Below are 16,411 nucleotides of genomic sequence, written 5' to 3'. Positions count from 1 at the left end.
CTCGGCGAGAGGTCTGGACGATGAGCAGCAACCACACCGCAACCGCCACCACCGATCCGTTCGACGAGTCGGGCGCGCCGACGATCCCCGCTGTCGACGACATCGACCCGCGCGTGCACGAACGTCGGTGGATGATCCTGGGCGTGCTCTGCCTGAGCCTGCTGATCATCGTGATGGACAACACGATCCTCAACGTGGCGATCCCGTCGCTGATCACCGACCTCGGTGCGAGCAACAGCGAGATCCAGTGGATCATCGATTCGTACGTGCTCGTCTTCGCCGGCCTGCTCCTGACCGCCGGCAGCCTGTCGGACCGATTCGGCCGCAAGGGCGCGTTGCAGTTCGGCATCGTGCTGTTCGGCCTCGGCTCGGCGGCGGCGGCGCTGTCGGATTCGGCGACCCAGCTCATCGCCACCCGTGCGTTCATGGGGATCGGTGGCGCGCTGATCATGCCGGCGACCCTGTCGATCCTGATGAACGTCTTCCGTGACCCGACTGAACGTGGGCGGGCGATCGCGGTCTGGGCCGGGTTCTCCGGCCTTGGTGTGGCCATCGGACCGATGACCGGCGGCTTCCTGCTCGAACACTTCTCGTGGCACTCGGTCTTCTGGGTCAACCTTCCGCTCGGCATCACCGCGCTGGTACTCGGTGCGTTCTTCGTCCCGACGTCGCGTGACCCGAATCAAGGCAAGCTCGACCCGGTCGGCGCCCTGCTGTCGATCGTCGGCCTCGCCGGCGTGCTGTTCGGGATCATCGAGGGGCCGGCCGACGGTTGGACCCACGGCACCGTGGTGGCCGGATTCGTCGTCGGTGGCGTGGCGCTCGCAGCGTTCGTCTACTGGGAGCTGCACACGGCCAATCCCATGCTCGACATGAGCGTGTTCCGCAACGCCCGCTTCAGTGCGGCGAGCGGAACGATCACCCTCGTCTTCTTCGCCATGTTCGGCTCGCTGTTCCTGATGACGCAGTACTGGCAGCTCGTGCACGGCTACACCCCGCTCGAGGCTGGCGTCCGCCTGCTGCCCCAGGCGGTGACGATGATGATCGTCGCCCCGGCGTCGGCTCGCCTCGTCGAGCGACTCGGCACGAAGCGGGTCGTCTCGTCCGGACTGGTGCTGATGATGATCGGCGTGGGTCTGCTCTCGTTCATCGCTCCCGAGACGCCCTACGTCGTCGTGATCTCGTTCCTGGTCGTCATGTCGATCGGCATGGGCATGACGATGGCACCGGCGACCGAGTCGGTGATGGGGTCGCTCCCGCGTGAGAAGGCCGGCGTCGGCTCCGCGATCAACGACACGACGAGACAGGTGGGCGGAGCGCTCGGCGTGGCGATCATCGGGTCGGCGGTGTCGAGCGTCTACCGCAATCGGGTGAGCGACTCGTCGGCGCAGTTCGGTCTCGACGCCGCCGACGATGCGCTGGCGCAGACGTCGCTCGGCGCAGGCCAGCGGGTTGCCGCCGAGCTCGGTGCTCGCTCCGGCGAGTTCCTCGACTCGGTCAACCAGTCGTTCGTCGACGCCATGTCTGTCGGACTCCGCGTGTCGGTCGTGGTGATCGGCCTCGCCGCCGTGATGGTCTGGAAGTTCCTGCCGGCGCAGGCCACCGATGCCTCCGGATCCGCCGGTCGCCCGGGTGCGGTGTCGGCTCCGGGTGGGGCACCGATGGTCGTCGGCACCACCACGCGGGCCGGAGCGGCATACACGACGTCGGGTGAGACGGCGCCGTGACACTCGGTGCACGCCCACCGGTGTGTGCATGATGGTGGCATGAACGCAGCGGTCAAGCGGGGGCGTCCTCGGTCCGAGGAGATCGACGAACGGGTGTTGGCCGCGGCCCTGGAGATCGCCGGGGCCGTCGGCATCGCCAAGATGTCGATGGACGAGCTCGCCCGACGTGCCGACGTGTCGAAGGCGACGATCTATCGCCGATGGGCCAGCAAGGAAGCGCTGATCCTCGACGCGCTGCGGTCGGGAATGAGCCCGATCGACGAGGACGACACGGGCACGTTGCGCGGTGATCTCGATCGCTACCTCGAGAAGCTGTTCGGACGGTTCGAGCAGAATCCGATGAACGACGTGCTCCCGCACCTCATCGAGGTCGCGTGCCACGATCCGTCGATCCAGGAGTCGCTCGACGACTGGGTGCGCTTCCGTCGGCTGCCGTTGCGTCGCATCTTCGAGCGCGCTTGCGAGCGCGGCGAACTCCGCTCCGATGCCGACATCGAGGTGTTGATCGACGCGACGATCGGCCCGGTCGTGTATCGGCGTCTGCTCACTCGCGATCCGATCGACGCCGACTTCGCGATGCGCCTCATCGCCGTGGTCGCTCCCGCGAGCCCGGCCGAGGGCTGATCTCGGCGTTCAGTCGTCGACGACCAGCGGGAGCAGCGAGCGAACGACGCTCGGGTCGCAGAGTCCGGTGCCGTCGGACATCACGGTCGCCGTTCCGGCAGCGATGCCGAGCCGAATCGCGTCGGTGAGTTCATCGCCGCGAGCGAGACCGGTGGCGATACCTGCGACGAGGGAGTCGCCGGCGCCGATCGTGCTGCGCACCCGAACCGTCGGCGCTCTGAACCGGCGCGGTGCGGCACCGGGGCGAGCGAGCACCGCGCCGCCGGCACCGATCGACACCAGCAGGGCCCCGACGTTCGAACGATCGACGATCTCCTGAGCGGCACTGGTGATGTCGTCTTCGGTGTCGAGCGACCGGCCGACGAGATCGGAGAGTTCGCGAGCGCTCGGTTTGATCAGCGCCGCGCCGCACTCGAATGCGGCGTGCAGCGCGTCTCCCGACGTGTCGACGAGTACCGGAGTGGGGGCGACGACCTCGACGATCGTGCGGAGCGCGTCGCTCACGTTCGGGATGTCGATGCTGCCCGACACCACGACGCAGCCTGCGTCGGCGCCGAGGTCGCAGGTCGCCGCGACACATCGGTCGGCGTCGTCGGCGCTGAGGCGGACCGGTGGCAGCACGAACCGGTACTGGAGCCCGGTCGACTCGTCGGTGACGGAGAAGCTCTGCCGGATGGTGCTGCCGACGGCGACCGACTCGACGGCCACACCTTCGGTCGCCAGTTCGTCGACGACCATCCGCCCGTGATCGCCGCCGAGCGGAGCGACGGCGACGGCCTCGATGTCGAGTCGACGAGCGACGCGCGCGACGTTGATGCCGCCACCGCCGGGTTCGTGTCGTGGATGGTCACAGCGAAGCTTGCGAGCCGGCGCCACCGCGTCGACGCTGGTCGACACGTCGAGCGCTGGGCTGAAGGTCAGCGTGACGATCTTCTCCGCGCTCATCGGTCGCCGCCCTCGAGGCGCGGTCCCGTTTCGTCGCAGTGTTCGGCGGTGCGTTCGGCTCGTTGTCGTGACATCTCGATCTCAGAATACGCCCGGCCGATGGCGCACTGACCAAAGGCCCTGTCGCCGGTTGCGGTCGTGTGCTCACAATGAGTGTGAGCCCGCCGATGGGTGCAGGCCCGAACAGGGTGAGGACCAGAACCATGAGAAACGTGATCGTCGGTGTCGACGGAACCGCAGCATCGCTCGGTGCACTTGCATGGGCAGCCGAGACCGTTGGCGAACGCGGCCGGATACACGCCGTCGTCGCCGTGAACCCGTGGACCGAATACGTCGTCGACGTGGTGACCGGTGATCCGGTGACCTACCGAGACGTCATCGAAACGGCGCTCGCCGAGCAGTGGACGCGCGATGCGGCGTCGGCGGTGGGTGAGCTCGCCACGACGGTGAGCATCGCACCGATGTCGACGGCGCTCGATCGCGCCGCCCGAGACGACGCGGCCGACGCGATCGTGATCGGTACGCATCACGGCATCGCCGCGCTCGGCAGCGTGGTGAAGCGCATCGGGCACTCGACCAACCAACTGTTGCGACGCACGGTCCACCCGGTCGTGGTCGTCCCCTCGGCACCGGCCTCGATCCGTCCGCTCGAGCACGGCAACGTGGTGGTCGGCATCGGACACGGCGACGCGACCCGGAGCGCGGTGCGATGGGCTGCACACCTCGCCCGCGATCGAGACATCACGATCGAACTCCTCCATTCGACGGGCGACGCGCCCGTGTTCCAAGCCGACGGCGTCCTCGACCTCGTCCGCTACGAGGCCGGTCGCGGCGACCAGGCGTCGTGGGAGGTCGGACACGTCGAGCACTTCGCCGAGCTGATGCAGACCCTGAGCGGCGACGAACTCGACATCGTGGTCTCCACCCCACCCGGGCTCGCAGCACTGCGACTCGACGAAGCCAGCGAGCGCTCCTCGCTGCTCGTGATCGGTCGTCATCGATCGCGACTCGACGGTGGTCGCCACACCGCGCAGCCGCTGCGGCACGCGCTCACGCACGCGAGTTGCCCGGTCGCAGTGATCGCCGACCACCCTGCCGACGATCCCGTGAGCGTGTGCTGATGGGACACGACCATCGGCGATGGTCTCCTGCGGCGATTCGCCGTTTCGTCTGGACGCTCGCGTCGATCTTCGTCGTCGAGAGCGTGATCCTCGGGCTGGCTGCGCTGCCGGCGGTTGCGTTCTTCCGGTGGCACACCACGTGGCCGATCGAGTCGTTCACCGTCAAGACGGTGGTGCTCGCGATGGTGATCGTGCCGTCGTACACCATCTTCGCCGTCCTGCTGATGGCGCTCTCGGCGGCGGCCATGCGGGTGCTCGGTTGGCGACCGACCGCTCCGAGCGAGATGCCCATCGCCGAACTCGGCTGGCCGCTCTGCAACTGGGCTCGCTATCAGATCTCGGCGCACGTGGTCGCCTTCTTCGCCGGTGGTCTCATGCGGGCCACACCGATCTGGTCGGCGTACATGCGCTGGAACGGCGCACGGTTCGGTCGCCGCGTGTGGGTCAACAGCCTCGGGGTCACCGATCACTGCCTGCTCGAGTTCGGCGACGATGTCGTCATCGGCTCCGGTGTCCACCTGTCGGGGCACACCGTCGAGCGTGGCGTGGTACGGACCGCTCCCGTCCGCATCGGGGCGGGATCGACCATCGGTGTCAACGCGCACGTCGAGATCGGCGTCGACATCGGTGCCGACTGTCAGATCGGTTCGCTCTCGATGGTTCCCAAGTTCACCGTCTTGGACGGCCCCGGCACGTACGTGGGCGTTCCCGCTCGACGGCTCGAACGCCGCGACCACGTCGAGCAGGTACAGGAGTGACGACGTCGGAGCGGCATCTGCGCGACCTGCGCGCCGGCGATGATCCACCGGTCGTGCTCGTTCCGGGCATCGACGGCACGGCGCTGCTGTTCTACCGGCAACAACCGCTGCTGTCGGAGCACTTCGACACCGTGGCGTTCCCGCTGCCCACCGGATCCGTGCCGTCGATGACCATGGCGACGCTCGTGAACGATCTCGCCGAGCTCGTCCGGGAGGTGGCGAACGACGGGGCGCTCCTGGTGGCCGAATCGTTCGGCGGGGCGCTGTCGATGTCGCTCGCGATCGAGCACCCCGAACTCGTTCGCGGGCTCGTCATCGTCAACTCGTTCCCGTATCTCGACATGCGGTTCAAACTGCGGACGGCGCCGTGGATTCTCCGGTCGATTCCGTGGGCGGCGATGCCGATCGTGCGCCGCTACACCTCCGACCATCTGCACAGTCCGCACACCGACGCGACCGACATCGCCGAGTTCCGCGAACGGGCGAAGGCGATCGATCGCGACAGCTACATCCGACGGCTCCAGATCCTCGCCGACTTCGACCTGCGGCCGCGGCTGCACGAGATCGAGGCGCCGACGTTGTTCCTCGCGGGGGATCGTGATCGTCTGCTGCCGTCGGTGCGGTGGGCGCGCTACATGCACGAACGGGTGCGTCGATCGTCGTTCGAAGTGCTCGCGGGGTACGGGCACGTGTGCCTGATCGACCACGACCTCGACCTGACCGAGACCGTCATGCCGTGGTGGCACGACGTCGGAGCCGAGCACTCGGGTCGATAGCTCAGCCTGGGTGCGGAGCGACCACCATCGGTCGTTCGACGTGGTGGAGCAGCCAGGTCGACACCGAGCCGAGCACAGCCGCTTGCAGCGCGCCGTGGCCGCGTGCCCCCATGACGAGGAGGTCGTGCGTGGCGGCGTGTTCGGCCAGCGTCGTGCGTGGCGTGCCGCTCACGAAGGTGTGGCGCACCTCGACGTCGTCACGCCCGATCCGGGCGATGGTGCGCTGAGCGAGGTGCTCGAAGCGCTCTTCCGCGAGATCGCACGCGTCGGGGAAGAAGAACTGGTCGGCGCCCGCCGCGAGCGGTGAGGTGTCCCACACCGACACGCAGTCGATCGTCGAGCCGGGTGCGGCGAAGTCGGCAGCCCACGTGAGCGCGGCGATCGAGTTGTCGGAACCATCGAACGCGACCAGGATCGACGACACGGGGTCGAGCGACGCGGCGGCCGGGATCACCGCCACCGGAACCGGCGAGTGCGTCGCACACTGCGTGCTCGTCGAGCCGAGAACGAGTCGAGCGAATCCGCCCCGCCCGCGTGAGCCGACGACGAGGAAGCCGCTGTCATCCGCTGCGTCGAGGAGCACCGGGGCCGGCCCACCGAGGCTGACCCGGCGGGTGACCGGGAGGTCGAGCATCGGCGCGAGCAGTTCGGCGGCCTGGTCGACGGCGGCGTGTGCCGACACTTCGAACGCGTCGAACGATGCTCCGGTCACCGCGGCACCCATCGGTGCCATCGACGCGGCGGGAGGGATGCTCCACGCCGCCGTCAACTGCAACTCGCTCGCTCGGTTCGGCGCGTGTGCGGCGGCCCATCGCGCTGCGTGTGTGCTGCTGTCGGACCCGTCGATGCCGACCACCCAGCGCCGGTCGTCCGGCTCGCGTGTGTCGTTGACGGCGTCGGTCGATTCCTCGCGCTCCATGCCTCCACTTGAGTCCCATCGGGCGGTGTGACGACAGGGCCGAAAGTCCCCGGCCGCCGGAAGATCGGAGTGCGGGGACCTTGTACCCTGTCGGACGTGCACAGCGGCAGCGACAGTGGCAGTCACGCCTGACACGCAGGTCACGGCGTCGTGAGCGGCCTGCCGCCCGTCCGATGTCCGTGGAGAGCGGCGAGAACAGACCCATGAGCACCAACTCGGCACCGGCCACGAGTCAACGGCGCGCCTCGAACACATGGTGGGCGATGGAACCCTCGGCGGTGGCGTCGGAGCTCGACGTCGACCTCGAAGTGGGCCTCGGCGACGGAGCCGCCGACGATCGACTCGCTCGCTTCGGGCCGAACGAACTCTCCCACGACGACGGCCCGTCGTTGCTGCGCCGCTTCTTCTCGCAGTTCACCGATCCGCTGGTCGGCCTGCTCATCGCGGCGATCGTCATCTCGCTCGCGGCATGGACGATCGAGGACAGCTCGTCGGTTCCGGTCGAGGCGATCGTGATCGCCCTCATCGTGGTGGCCAACGCGGTGATCGGGCTGTGGCAGGAGGGTCGGGCGACCCGAGCGGTCGACGCCCTCCGACGGTTGACCGCAGCTCACAGCACCGTGGTGCGCGACGGCGAGCGACGAAGCGTGTCGACGACCGAGCTCGTGCCCGGCGACGTGGTCGTGCTCGCCGAGGGCGACGTGGTCGGCTTCGACGGTCGGCTCGTCGAATCGGCCTCGCTCGAGGTGAACGAGGCTGCGCTCACCGGCGAGAGCATGGCGATCTCGAAGCACACCGAGCTCGTGCCGTCGGATGCTCCGGTGGCCGACCGGAGCAACATGGTGCTGAGCGGCACCTCGGTCGTCAAGGGTCGTGGCCGTGCGGTGGTCGTCGGTACGGGTCACGAGACCGAGGTCGGTCGGATCGCGACGCTGCTCGGCGACACCGACGTCGAACCCACCCCGCTGCAGCGCCAGGTCGCGCGGCTCGGTCGGACGCTGGGTATCGCCGTGGTCGTGCTCGCCGTGGTGGTGATCGCTGCGATCATGGCGACCTCCGACGTCGACACGGCAGAGGAAGCGCTCGACGCATTGCTCGTCGCGGTGTCGCTCGCCGTGGCCGCGGTGCCCGAAGGGCTCCCGGCGATCATGACCGTGGTGCTCGCACTCGGCGTGCAACGGATGAGCCGTCGCAACGCCATCGTCAAGCGGCTGTTGTCGGTCGAGACGCTCGGCTCGGCGTCGGTCATCTGCACCGACAAGACCGGCACGCTCACCCGCAACGAGATGACCGTGGTCCGAGTGGCCACCGCAACCGGAGAGGCGACGTTCACCGGTGTGGGGTACGACCCGGACGGCTCGGTCGAGATGGGAGACGATGCGGACCTCGACGATCTGATCGAGTTGGTTCGCGCGGCAGCGATCGCGTCCGACGCCACGCTCGAACGCGACGGCGAACGCTGGGTTCCCAACGGCGACCCGACCGAGGTCGCGCTGGTCGTGGCAGCGGCCAAGCTCCCCGACGACGATCGACGCTCGAACGACACACGGGTCGACGAGCTGCCGTTCGACTCCGACCGCAAGCTCATGTCGGTGCTCGTGGCCGACGGGGCGGTGCAGTACACCAAGGGCGCCCCCGATGTGCTGCTCGACCGGTGTGTGTCGGAGGCGCGGTGCGGAGCGACGATCGATCTGCACGACGACCGTGTCGCCGAGCTGCGCGGACAGGTCGAGCGGTTCGCCGATGCCGGGCTCCGAACCCTCGGTGTGGCGCGCCGTCGGCACGACGGACGACCGGATCCGTTCGACGAGGGTGCCGAACGCGAACTCGAATGGCTCGGGCTGGTCGGCTTGTCGGACCCGCCGCGTCTCGAAGCGGCCGAGGTCATCGATCGCGCTCGGTCCGCCGGCATCAGAACCGTGATGCTGACCGGCGATCACCCGCGTACGGCGGTGGCCATCGGGGCGTCCCTCGGGCTCGGCAACACCGACGACCCGATCACCGGAACACAGCTCGACCGGCTCGACTGGGACGATCGCTCCGAGGTGAGCGCCACGGTCGAGTCGACCGACGTGTTCGCCCGCGTCGCTCCCGAGCACAAGCTCCGGCTGGTGCGTGCGTTGCAGCACGACGGTCACATCGTCGCGATGACCGGTGATGGCGTCAACGATGCACCGGCCCTCCGACGGGCCGATATCGGCGTGTCGATGGGCGACGTCGGCACCGACGTCGCCCGCGAGGCCTCCGACATGGTGCTCGCCGACGACGACTTCGCCACGATCGTCACCGCCATCGAAGAGGGCCGAAACATCTTCGCCGACATCCGCAAGTTCCTGCGCTACCTGCTGGCGTCGAACGCGGGGGAGGTGTTGGTGATGGTGATCGGTGTGCTCGCCGCCGGACCGCTCGGCCTGCGGCTCGGTGACGGCCTCGCCGTGCCACTCCTCGCGACGCAGATCCTGTGGATCAACCTGCTCACCGACAGCGCACTCGCCCTGGCGCTCGGCGTCGACTCGAGCGTCGAGGACGTGATGAGCGAGCCACCCCGCCGACTCACCGACCCGATCATCGACCGTGCGATGTGGGTGACCATCGCCATCGTCGGCACCGTCACCGCGCTGGCCGGACTCGTCGCCCTCGACCTCGAACTCGCGGGCGGGATGCTCGGCGGCGACGGCGACCTCGAATCGGGGAGGACGATGGTGTTCACCACCATCGTCCTGGCGCAGGTGTTCAACGCGTTCAACTCCCGATCCGACCGGGTGAGCGCCTTCGTCAAGCTCTTCGACAACCGGTTGCTGTGGGCTGCGGTCGTCGCCACCGTCCTGCTCCAGGTCGCCGTGGTACACCTCGACGTGTTGAACCGTGCATTCGAGACCACGCCGCTGTCGATCTCGCAGTGGGCGACCTGCTGGGGCCTGGCGGCGACCGTGTTGCTCGCGAACGAGTTGCGCAAGCTGTTCGCTCGACGTCGCCACGACTCGGCGGGTTGATCAGGACCTTGGGCCCTGCCCACGGCGGTGCCCGGCGTGTTCTCATCGTGTGATGGAACCGACACAGCATGACGAGGCGTCCGGCACGCAGATCCTCACCGAGGACGAGTGCTGGGAGCGCCTGCGCCGCACTTCGATCGGCCGAATCGGCGTGCTGCACGACGAGCAGCCGGCCGTGTACCCGGTCAATTACCTCGTCGACGGTTCGTCGGTCGTGTTCCGCACCCGACCCGACAGCAAGATCTCACAGGCGCCGCTCCTCGAGCGGGTCGCGTTCGAGATCGATGGCTTCGAGCCGGCAGACGGTGACGCCTGGAGCGTGTTGATCAAGGGGTTCGGTCGGTTCCTCGACAGCGTCCCCGAGATCGCTCAGGTCGACCGCCTGCTGCTGTTTCCCTGGGTCGACGTCGACCGCTCGGCCTGGGTCCGGATCATCCCCGTCGAGGTCACCGGACGGAGCTTCCACCTCGTCGACGGTGCGGTCACCGACGCCTCGATCGGTTGGCCGGAGCAGGTCACCCGCACGGGCGACGACGACCTCGTCTGAGTCCGCCTCCGACACGCCGAGGCGGATCGGTGCGTCAGTCGTGCGGCAGTTCGTGGGGTTCGATGCCGGCCACGACGCTGGCGTGATCGGGGTGATCGTGGCGGACGTGGTCGACCACTTCGTTCTGGTACTTGAAGCGGAGGTCGCAGTACGGGCACGTGTGCGGCTGATGATCGGTCATGGTGAGCCTTCCTCTGGTTGGTGTGGATCAGGTGTACGGAATCCGCAGGATCGCTGCGATGCCGTCGTGGAGGTCGAAGCCGGTACCGGTGACGAGGTCGGCGCCGTGGGCGAGGGCCGCGCGGATCGTGGCATCGACGTGGGCTGAACGAGCGCCGACGTCGAGATCGACGAACAACGTCTTGACCCGATTGTCGGTGATCGCCTCGAGTACCTCGACCGACCCGGCGATCGCCTGATCGCGCTGCCCGAGTTCTTCGCGGAGATCGTCGAGAGAGCGTTCGACGAGGCGTCGGTGGCGCTCCGCACGGAAGTCGAGGGCAGCCGATCGCACACGGTCGGGTGTCGTCGGTTCGTGGCGGCCACCGGCACGGACGGGTCGGACGGGCCCGACTCTCGACTCGACGAGTTCGTCCCGGACGAGGTTCACCTCGCGCTCGTCGCCGGTCAGCACGACGCCGTTCGCTCCGGTCGAGGCGCATTCGTTCGTGATCGCTGCCGCGATGAGCTCGGCGTTGCGTTCCCAGATCACCTCGCTGTGTCGTTGGTGGCGCGGTTGCGACATGCCGCCACCCAGCGCCTTGTGGATCTGTTCGTCGTCACCGTCGACGGCGCGGAGCGTGTCGAGGTCGAGCGCTCCCACGACGTACAGGTCGGCGCCGGTTCGGTCGATCACGGCGGCGACGGTCGGGGCGGGTACCAGCGCGGCCTGGTGTGCTGCCGGCAGGAGTGCCGGGAGCGGACCGAGCGAGATCGACGGCTCGATGTCGAAGCCGAGCCAGCAGGTCGCGGCGTCGTGATCGTTGGCGGTGACGAGCAGGGGATGACCGCGTCGATGGGTCGCCCGGAGTGCATCGCCCATGTTCGCCACGGTGCGCTCCGATGCACCGAGCGAACGCAGTTCGGATTCGACGGCGCTCCATCTGACGTCGAGATCGTCGCCGACCGTGCCCGGCTTGGGCACGTCGACGACTGCGCTGGCGTGCGGACCCGGTTGTTCGTAGCGAGCCCTGATGGCGGCGATCGTGGTGAGCCCGGGACCCCTGGTGCCGGTGTTCGTGCCGGTGGTCGAATCGGTGGTCATACCTCGACACTGACGGGCGCCGAGCCGTTGCGGAAGAGGAGAAGGTCCCGTCGCCCGTTCAGCCGGTCGCGGCGATCAGCGCCACCGTGGCGACGCCGTACACGCCGACGAGGGCCACGGCGCTTCCTCGCCGGAGCGTCGGTCTCGTCGCGGCGATCGCCGTCGCGGCGATGATGCCGAGCCCGGCGACGATGCAGGTCGCCGTGGCAGCCGACGACACGACCGTGGGGGTGAGGGCCGGGCCGATGCCGACGGCGAACGTCGCGTCGAGGAACGACGAGCCGAACAGGTCGCCGAGCGCGAGGGCCCCTGCGCCGCGTCGCACCGCCGTCCAGTCGACGATCAGTTCGGGGAGCGACGTGCCGAGCGCGAGGACGACTGCGCCGGCCAGGATCTCCGGCACGCCGATCGACTCGGTGATCGCCACGAAGCTCTGGACCACCACGGTCGCGGCGACCGCCACCACGACCAGCCACACCGCCGTGAGCGCGATCGCCGGACCGATCCGGCTGCCCGGCTGCGCGGGCGGCGACGAGTCCGACACCAGGGAACGCATCGCGATCAGCGCGAGCACCCACGACGCGACCAACAGCAGGCCGTCGACTCGGTCGAAGACCCCGTCGCGGACGAGCAGACTGATGACCCCGAGTGCCGTGGCGGTGAGGATGCCGAGGGCGGCGACCGCTCGACGGTCGGAGACGACCTCGACGCCGAAGCACAGGATGCCGAGCACGAGTGTCACCTGGGTCATCGCCGAACCGGCGGAATCACCGACGTTGAGGTCGCCGTGGCCCGTGGCCGCCGAGATGATCGAGTTCGCGATCTCGGGGAGGTCGGTGCCGATGGCCAGCACCGTCATCCCGATGAACCCCGACGACACGCGACTGCCGTCGGCGACGGCCAACGCGTGCGTCACCGCTCGCCGGCTGGCCAGCGATGCGGTCACGAGTCCGCCGACGAACGCGACGATCCAGAGCGCGATCATGAGCGGATCGTCCGGTACCGATTCATCCGGTGCCGCGCGTCTTCGGTGCTGCGACGAGGACCATGTCGTCAGGATCCCACGGCCCGCGGCGGGGGCGACAGGGCCGAACTGCCCTACCCGTCGACGAAGATCACTGTCACAATGTCGACGTGAGCGATCTCGAGCAGCATGTTCCGAGCACGACCGGCCCCGTCATCGTGGGCGTCGACGGCTCTCCCGAAGCCGAGCGCGGCATGCGCTTCGCCGCCGATCTCGCCGAGCGGCTCGACGTCGAACTCGTCGTCATCCATGCGTACGGCCTGATCGGTTCGTTCGGCGACTGGCGCGACGGACCGGAGGAGCGAGAGCGTCAGGTGCGGGCGGCGATGGCCGACGACTGGTGCGCCCCGCTGTCACAGCGGACGGGGCTCACCTGGCGGTGGGAGTGCGTACAGGGCGCTGCGGTCGAAGGGCTCCTGCGCGCCGCCGACGACATCGACGCGGCGTTCATCGTGGTCGGCTCGCACGGTGCCGGGCACAGCGTGTCGCCGTTCCTGGGCAGCACCAGCCAAGACATCCTGCGCCACAGCCATCGGCCCGTCGTGGTGATTCCGCCCGCCGACGATCACGAGCATCGGCGTGGCGGGGCCGCCGCCATGCGCGACGTCGTGGCCGACGCGTGAGTTCGACGTCGAGGAACACGAGCGTGCACGACATCGTCCTGTTCTCCGCAAAGCCGTACGACCGCGCAGCGTTCGACGAGGCCAACCAGGCGCTCGACGCCCCGCTCGTACTCGAGTATCTCGACACCCGCCTCACCGAACAGACGGCGCCGCTCGCAGCGGGGGCGACGTCGGTGTGCGCGTTCGTCAACGACGACGTGTCGGAGGCGGTGCTCCGCACGCTCGCCGAGGCAGGTACCCGTCTGGTCGCCATGCGATGTGCCGGGTACAACAACGTCGATCTCGACGCCGCCGGGCGGCTCGGGGTCACGGTCGTGCGGGTGCCGTCGTACTCGCCCAACGCCGTGGCCGAGCACACGCTGGCGCTCATGCTCGCGCTCAACCGCAAGATCCACCGGGCGCACAACCGCGTCCGAGACGGCAACTTCTCGCTCGACGGCCTCGTCGGTTTCGACATGGCCGGCAAGACGGCCGCGGTGATCGGCACCGGCAAGATCGGCGTCATCGTCGCCCGACTCCTGTGGCACCTGCGCTGCGAGGTGGTGGCAGTCGACCCGTTCGAAGACGACCATCTCCGCGAACTCGGCGTGTCGTACGTGTCGCTCGACGAGGCATTCCAACGAGCCGACATCGTCACGCTCAACTGCCCGCTCACCGCCGACACCCATCATCTGATCGACGAGGCGGCGCTGGAGGCGATGAAGCCCGGTGCGATGCTCGTCAACACCGGCCGTGGTGCGCTCGTCGACACCAACGCCGTGCTCGCCTCGCTCAAGTCGGGTCGGCTCGGGTCGTTGGCGCTCGACGTCTACGAGGAGGAGGGCGACCTCTTCTTCGAGGACCGCAGTGACGAGATCATCGACGACGACGTCTTCGCCCGGCTGCTGACGTTCCCGAACGTGCTCATCACGGCGCACCAGGCCTTCCTGACGCGCGAAGCGCTCACGGCCATCGCCGAGACGACGCTCGGCAACGTGCGCACGGTCACCGCGGGTGGCACGTGCGACAACGTCGTCGACGCGAACTGAACTCTGCCCGAGGCAACTGCGCCGAGCGGGGTCGTCCCGTCGGCCACCGAGTGGTGACCGACGGGCGACGGTTCAGGCGTTCATGTCCTCGAGGATGCTCAAGAGGTCGTCGGCGTGTTCTTCCTCGACGCTCAGGATGTCTTCGAGCATCCGGCGGGTGGTGGAGTCCTTCGTTCCCAACCACTCGATGATCTCGCTGTAGCTCTCGATGGCGATGCGCTCGGCGATGAGGTCTTCGCGCACCATGTCGAGGAGCGCCGAGCTGTCGTCGTACTCGGCGTGCGAGCGCGTCGTGAGCCCTTCGGGGTCGAAGTTCGGTGAACCCTGCAGCTGCGTGATGCGCAGGGCGATCTGGTCGGCGTGGCCCTGTTCTTCGTTGGCGTGCTGCAAGAACTCCGCAGCGACGGGTGCCGCGTTGAGGCCGGTGGCCGTGAAGTAGTGGCGCTTGTAGCGCAGGACGCACACCAGCTCGGTGGCGAGCGCCTCGTTGAGCACCTCGATGACGCGTTCGCGGTCGGCGCCGTACGCATCGGTGATCGGGCCCTGCTCGATGTTGGCGCGGGCACGCGCACGAAGGGTTTCGATGTCGGTGAGGAATTCAGCCATCCCCACATGACAGCACACATCGCCGTCGACGTCCCCTCCGCGCCACCGATTTCATTAGTGACGCTTGCCTCCCGAAGCGCGATCGAACCGGCTCGGCACACTGGCCGGCGCATGATCGACGAGAAGCTGGAACCGATATTCGACGACGTCGTCCGACGCAACCCGGGGGAGGTCGAGTTCCATCAGGCGGTACGCGAAGTGCTCGATTCGCTCGGGCCGGTCATCGCCAAGAACCCCGACTACGCCGAGCAGAAGATCATCCAACGGATCTGTGAGCCCGAGCGCCAGATCATCTTCCGCGTGCCGTGGAGCGACGACAACGGCGAGGTGCACATCAACCGCGGGATGCGGGTCGAGTTCAACAGCGCGCTGGGCCCGTACAAGGGTGGGTTGCGGTTCCATCCCTCGGTCAATCTCGGGATCGTGAAGTTCCTCGGTTTCGAGCAGATCTTCAAGAACGCGCTCACGTCGCTGCCGATCGGTGGCGGCAAGGGCGGTGCCGACTTCGATCCGAAGGGACGCTCCGACGACGAGATCATGCGGTTCTGCCAGAGCTTCATGCTCGAGTTGCACCGCCACCTCGGCGAGCGGACCGATGTTCCGGCCGGTGACACCGGGGTCGGTGTGCGCGAGATCGGTTGGCTGTTCGGCCAGTACAAACGCATCACCAACCGGTACGAGTCGGGCGTGCTGACCGGCAAGGGTGTCGAATGGGGTGGCGCCCTGGTGCGCAACGAGGCGACGGGGTACGGCCTCGTCTTCTTCCTCGAGGAGATGCTGGCGTCGGCGGGCAAGACGCTCGACGGCCGGACCGTGGTCGTGTCGGGGTCGGGCAACGTCGCCGTCCACGCGATCGAGAAGGCGCAGCAGCACGGTGCGCTGGTCGTGGCCTGCTCCGACTCGTCGGGCTTCGTCCACGATCCGGCCGGGCTGCAACTCGACGTGCTCAAGGACGTCAAGTTGTCGCGCCGCAAGCGCATCAGCGTCTACGCGGACGAGGTCGGCTCGGCGACGTTCGTCGAGCGCGGCAACATCTGGACGCTGCTGTGCGACGTGGCGCTGCCGTGCGCGACGCAGAACGAATTGACCCGTCGTGACGCCGAACTCCTCGCACGCAACGGCTGCATCGCCGTGGCGGAAGGGGCGAACATGCCGTGCACCCCCGATGCGATCCAGATGTTCGAATCAGCGGGCGTGGCGTTCGGGCCGGGCAAGGCCGCCAACGCTGGTGGCGTGGCGACGTCGGCGCTCGAGATGCAGCAGAACGCCAGTCGTGACTCGTGGACCTTCGAGCACACCGAACGGCGTCTCGCCGAGATCATGGTGAGCATCCACCGCTTGTGCCACGAACGCTCGGAGCAGTACGGAACCCCCGGCAACCTGGTGCACGGAGCCAACATCGCCGGCTTCGAACGCGTCGCCCGGGCGATGAGCGCCCTCGGCCTGGTCTGACAAC

Annotated in this window: 16 protein-coding genes; 10 read left to right on the top strand and 6 right to left on the bottom strand. The window is 68.3% G+C overall.

What is annotated here, in order from left to right; all coding sequences use genetic code 11:
• The first annotated feature begins 20 nt into the window (after positions 1–20).
• Complete coding sequence (locus tag YM304_RS16115) at positions 21–1,727, top strand: MFS transporter (RefSeq protein ID WP_015442773.1); 1,707 nt, start codon at positions 21–23, stop codon at positions 1,725–1,727.
• Positions 1,728–1,766: 39 nt separating this feature from the next.
• On the top strand, positions 1,767–2,351 hold the full coding sequence (locus YM304_RS16110; RefSeq protein WP_015442772.1) for a TetR/AcrR family transcriptional regulator: 585 nt from the start codon (positions 1,767–1,769) through the stop codon (positions 2,349–2,351).
• Positions 2,352–2,360: 9 nt separating this feature from the next.
• Here the strand turns inward: YM304_RS16110 and YM304_RS16105 are convergent, their stop codons facing one another.
• The gene (locus YM304_RS16105; protein ID WP_015442771.1) at positions 2,361–3,296 is read right to left on the bottom strand and encodes a 1-phosphofructokinase family hexose kinase; all 936 of its coding nucleotides are present in this window, start codon (positions 3,294–3,296) and stop codon (positions 2,361–2,363) included.
• A gap of 203 nt (positions 3,297–3,499) precedes the next feature.
• Here YM304_RS16105 and YM304_RS16100 point away from each other — a divergent pair, with 203 nt between their 5' ends.
• The 3 genes from YM304_RS16100 to YM304_RS24110 are packed head-to-tail and all read left to right on the top strand — an operon-like array spanning position 3,500 to position 5,951.
• Positions 3,500–4,417: a universal stress protein gene (locus YM304_RS16100; protein ID WP_162142090.1), complete on the top strand. Its 918-nt coding sequence runs from the start codon at positions 3,500–3,502 to the stop codon at positions 4,415–4,417.
• Positions 4,417–5,175 (top strand): DapH/DapD/GlmU-related protein, encoded by a 759-nt coding sequence (locus tag YM304_RS24835; protein WP_041298371.1) that lies wholly within the window; start codon positions 4,417–4,419, stop codon positions 5,173–5,175. The genes YM304_RS16100 and YM304_RS24835 overlap by 1 nt, the downstream gene beginning before the upstream one ends.
• The gene (locus YM304_RS24110) at positions 5,172–5,951 is read left to right on the top strand and encodes an alpha/beta fold hydrolase (RefSeq protein WP_015442768.1); all 780 of its coding nucleotides are present in this window, start codon (positions 5,172–5,174) and stop codon (positions 5,949–5,951) included. The genes YM304_RS24835 and YM304_RS24110 overlap by 4 nt, the downstream gene beginning before the upstream one ends.
• Before the next feature lies 1 nt (position 5,952).
• Here YM304_RS24110 and YM304_RS16085 read toward each other — a convergent pair whose 3' ends face one another.
• Entirely contained in the window at positions 5,953–6,870 is a 918-nt protein-coding gene (locus tag YM304_RS16085) for a universal stress protein (protein WP_015442767.1), read from the bottom strand.
• 203 nt (positions 6,871–7,073) lie between these two features.
• On the opposite strand from YM304_RS16085, the gene YM304_RS16080 reads away from it, so the two are divergent.
• Together YM304_RS16080 and YM304_RS16075 are read left to right on the top strand one after the other, a co-directional pair.
• Positions 7,074–9,863: a cation-translocating P-type ATPase gene (locus YM304_RS16080; protein ID WP_162142089.1), complete on the top strand. Its 2,790-nt coding sequence runs from the start codon at positions 7,074–7,076 to the stop codon at positions 9,861–9,863.
• Positions 9,864–9,915: 52 nt separating this feature from the next.
• On the top strand, positions 9,916–10,410 hold the full coding sequence (locus tag YM304_RS16075) for a pyridoxamine 5'-phosphate oxidase family protein (protein WP_015442765.1): 495 nt from the start codon (positions 9,916–9,918) through the stop codon (positions 10,408–10,410).
• Positions 10,411–10,444: 34 nt separating this feature from the next.
• On the opposite strand, the gene YM304_RS24830 is transcribed toward YM304_RS16075, so the two are convergent.
• From YM304_RS24830 to YM304_RS16065, 3 genes are read right to left on the bottom strand one after another with little or no spacing between them, the layout of a single operon-like run.
• A complete protein-coding gene (locus YM304_RS24830; RefSeq protein WP_154723495.1) occupies positions 10,445–10,591 on the bottom strand; it encodes a zinc-finger domain-containing protein in 147 nt (48 codons plus the stop codon).
• 27 nt (positions 10,592–10,618) lie between these two features.
• Positions 10,619–11,674 (bottom strand): baeRF2 domain-containing protein, encoded by a 1,056-nt coding sequence (locus YM304_RS16070; protein WP_015442764.1) that lies wholly within the window; start codon positions 11,672–11,674, stop codon positions 10,619–10,621.
• A gap of 58 nt (positions 11,675–11,732) precedes the next feature.
• Complete coding sequence (locus YM304_RS16065) at positions 11,733–12,659, bottom strand: sodium:calcium antiporter (protein ID WP_015442763.1); 927 nt, start codon at positions 12,657–12,659, stop codon at positions 11,733–11,735.
• Positions 12,660–12,808: 149 nt separating this feature from the next.
• On the opposite strand from YM304_RS16065, the gene YM304_RS16060 reads away from it, so the two are divergent.
• Positions 12,809–13,321: a universal stress protein gene (locus YM304_RS16060; protein WP_015442762.1), complete on the top strand. Its 513-nt coding sequence runs from the start codon at positions 12,809–12,811 to the stop codon at positions 13,319–13,321.
• Positions 13,322–13,344: 23 nt separating this feature from the next.
• Entirely contained in the window at positions 13,345–14,349 is a 1,005-nt protein-coding gene (locus YM304_RS16055) for a 2-hydroxyacid dehydrogenase (RefSeq protein ID WP_041298370.1), read from the top strand.
• Between the two features lie 72 nt (positions 14,350–14,421).
• Here YM304_RS16055 and YM304_RS16050 read toward each other — a convergent pair whose 3' ends face one another.
• On the bottom strand, positions 14,422–14,955 hold the full coding sequence (locus YM304_RS16050; protein WP_041298369.1) for a ferritin-like domain-containing protein: 534 nt from the start codon (positions 14,953–14,955) through the stop codon (positions 14,422–14,424).
• 111 nt (positions 14,956–15,066) lie between these two features.
• On the opposite strand from YM304_RS16050, the gene gdhA reads away from it, so the two are divergent.
• On the top strand, positions 15,067–16,407 hold the full coding sequence (gdhA, locus tag YM304_RS16045) for an NADP-specific glutamate dehydrogenase (RefSeq protein ID WP_015442759.1): 1,341 nt from the start codon (positions 15,067–15,069) through the stop codon (positions 16,405–16,407).
• The last annotated feature ends 4 nt before the right edge of the window (positions 16,408–16,411 follow it).

This window comes from Ilumatobacter coccineus YM16-304 (assembly GCF_000348785.1).
Classification (GTDB): domain Bacteria; phylum Actinomycetota; class Acidimicrobiia; order Acidimicrobiales; family Ilumatobacteraceae; genus Ilumatobacter_A; species Ilumatobacter_A coccineus.
Note: the sequence above shows the minus strand (reverse complement) of the source record. Positions and strands in the feature narration are given on the sequence as shown.

Coding starts and splice junctions, on each gene's coding strand:
- YM304_RS16115 (WP_015442773.1), top strand. CDS start 21: ATGAGCAGCAACCACACCGCAACCGCCACCACCGATCCGTTCGACGAG.
- YM304_RS16110 (WP_015442772.1), top strand. CDS start 1,767: ATGAACGCAGCGGTCAAGCGGGGGCGTCCTCGGTCCGAGGAGATCGAC.
- YM304_RS16105 (WP_015442771.1), bottom strand. CDS start 3,296: ATGAGCGCGGAGAAGATCGTCACGCTGACCTTCAGCCCAGCGCTCGAC.
- YM304_RS16100 (WP_162142090.1), top strand. CDS start 3,500: ATGAGAAACGTGATCGTCGGTGTCGACGGAACCGCAGCATCGCTCGGT.
- YM304_RS24835 (WP_041298371.1), top strand. CDS start 4,417: ATGGGACACGACCATCGGCGATGGTCTCCTGCGGCGATTCGCCGTTTC.
- YM304_RS16085 (WP_015442767.1), bottom strand. CDS start 6,870: ATGGAGCGCGAGGAATCGACCGACGCCGTCAACGACACACGCGAGCCG.
- YM304_RS16080 (WP_162142089.1), top strand. CDS start 7,074: ATGAGCACCAACTCGGCACCGGCCACGAGTCAACGGCGCGCCTCGAAC.
- YM304_RS16075 (WP_015442765.1), top strand. CDS start 9,916: ATGGAACCGACACAGCATGACGAGGCGTCCGGCACGCAGATCCTCACC.
- YM304_RS24830 (WP_154723495.1), bottom strand. CDS start 10,591: ATGACCGATCATCAGCCGCACACGTGCCCGTACTGCGACCTCCGCTTC.
- YM304_RS16070 (WP_015442764.1), bottom strand. CDS start 11,674: ATGACCACCGATTCGACCACCGGCACGAACACCGGCACCAGGGGTCCC.
- YM304_RS16065 (WP_015442763.1), bottom strand. CDS start 12,659: ATGATCGCGCTCTGGATCGTCGCGTTCGTCGGCGGACTCGTGACCGCA.
- YM304_RS16050 (WP_041298369.1), bottom strand. CDS start 14,955: ATGGCTGAATTCCTCACCGACATCGAAACCCTTCGTGCGCGTGCCCGC.
- gdhA (WP_015442759.1), top strand. CDS start 15,067: ATGATCGACGAGAAGCTGGAACCGATATTCGACGACGTCGTCCGACGC.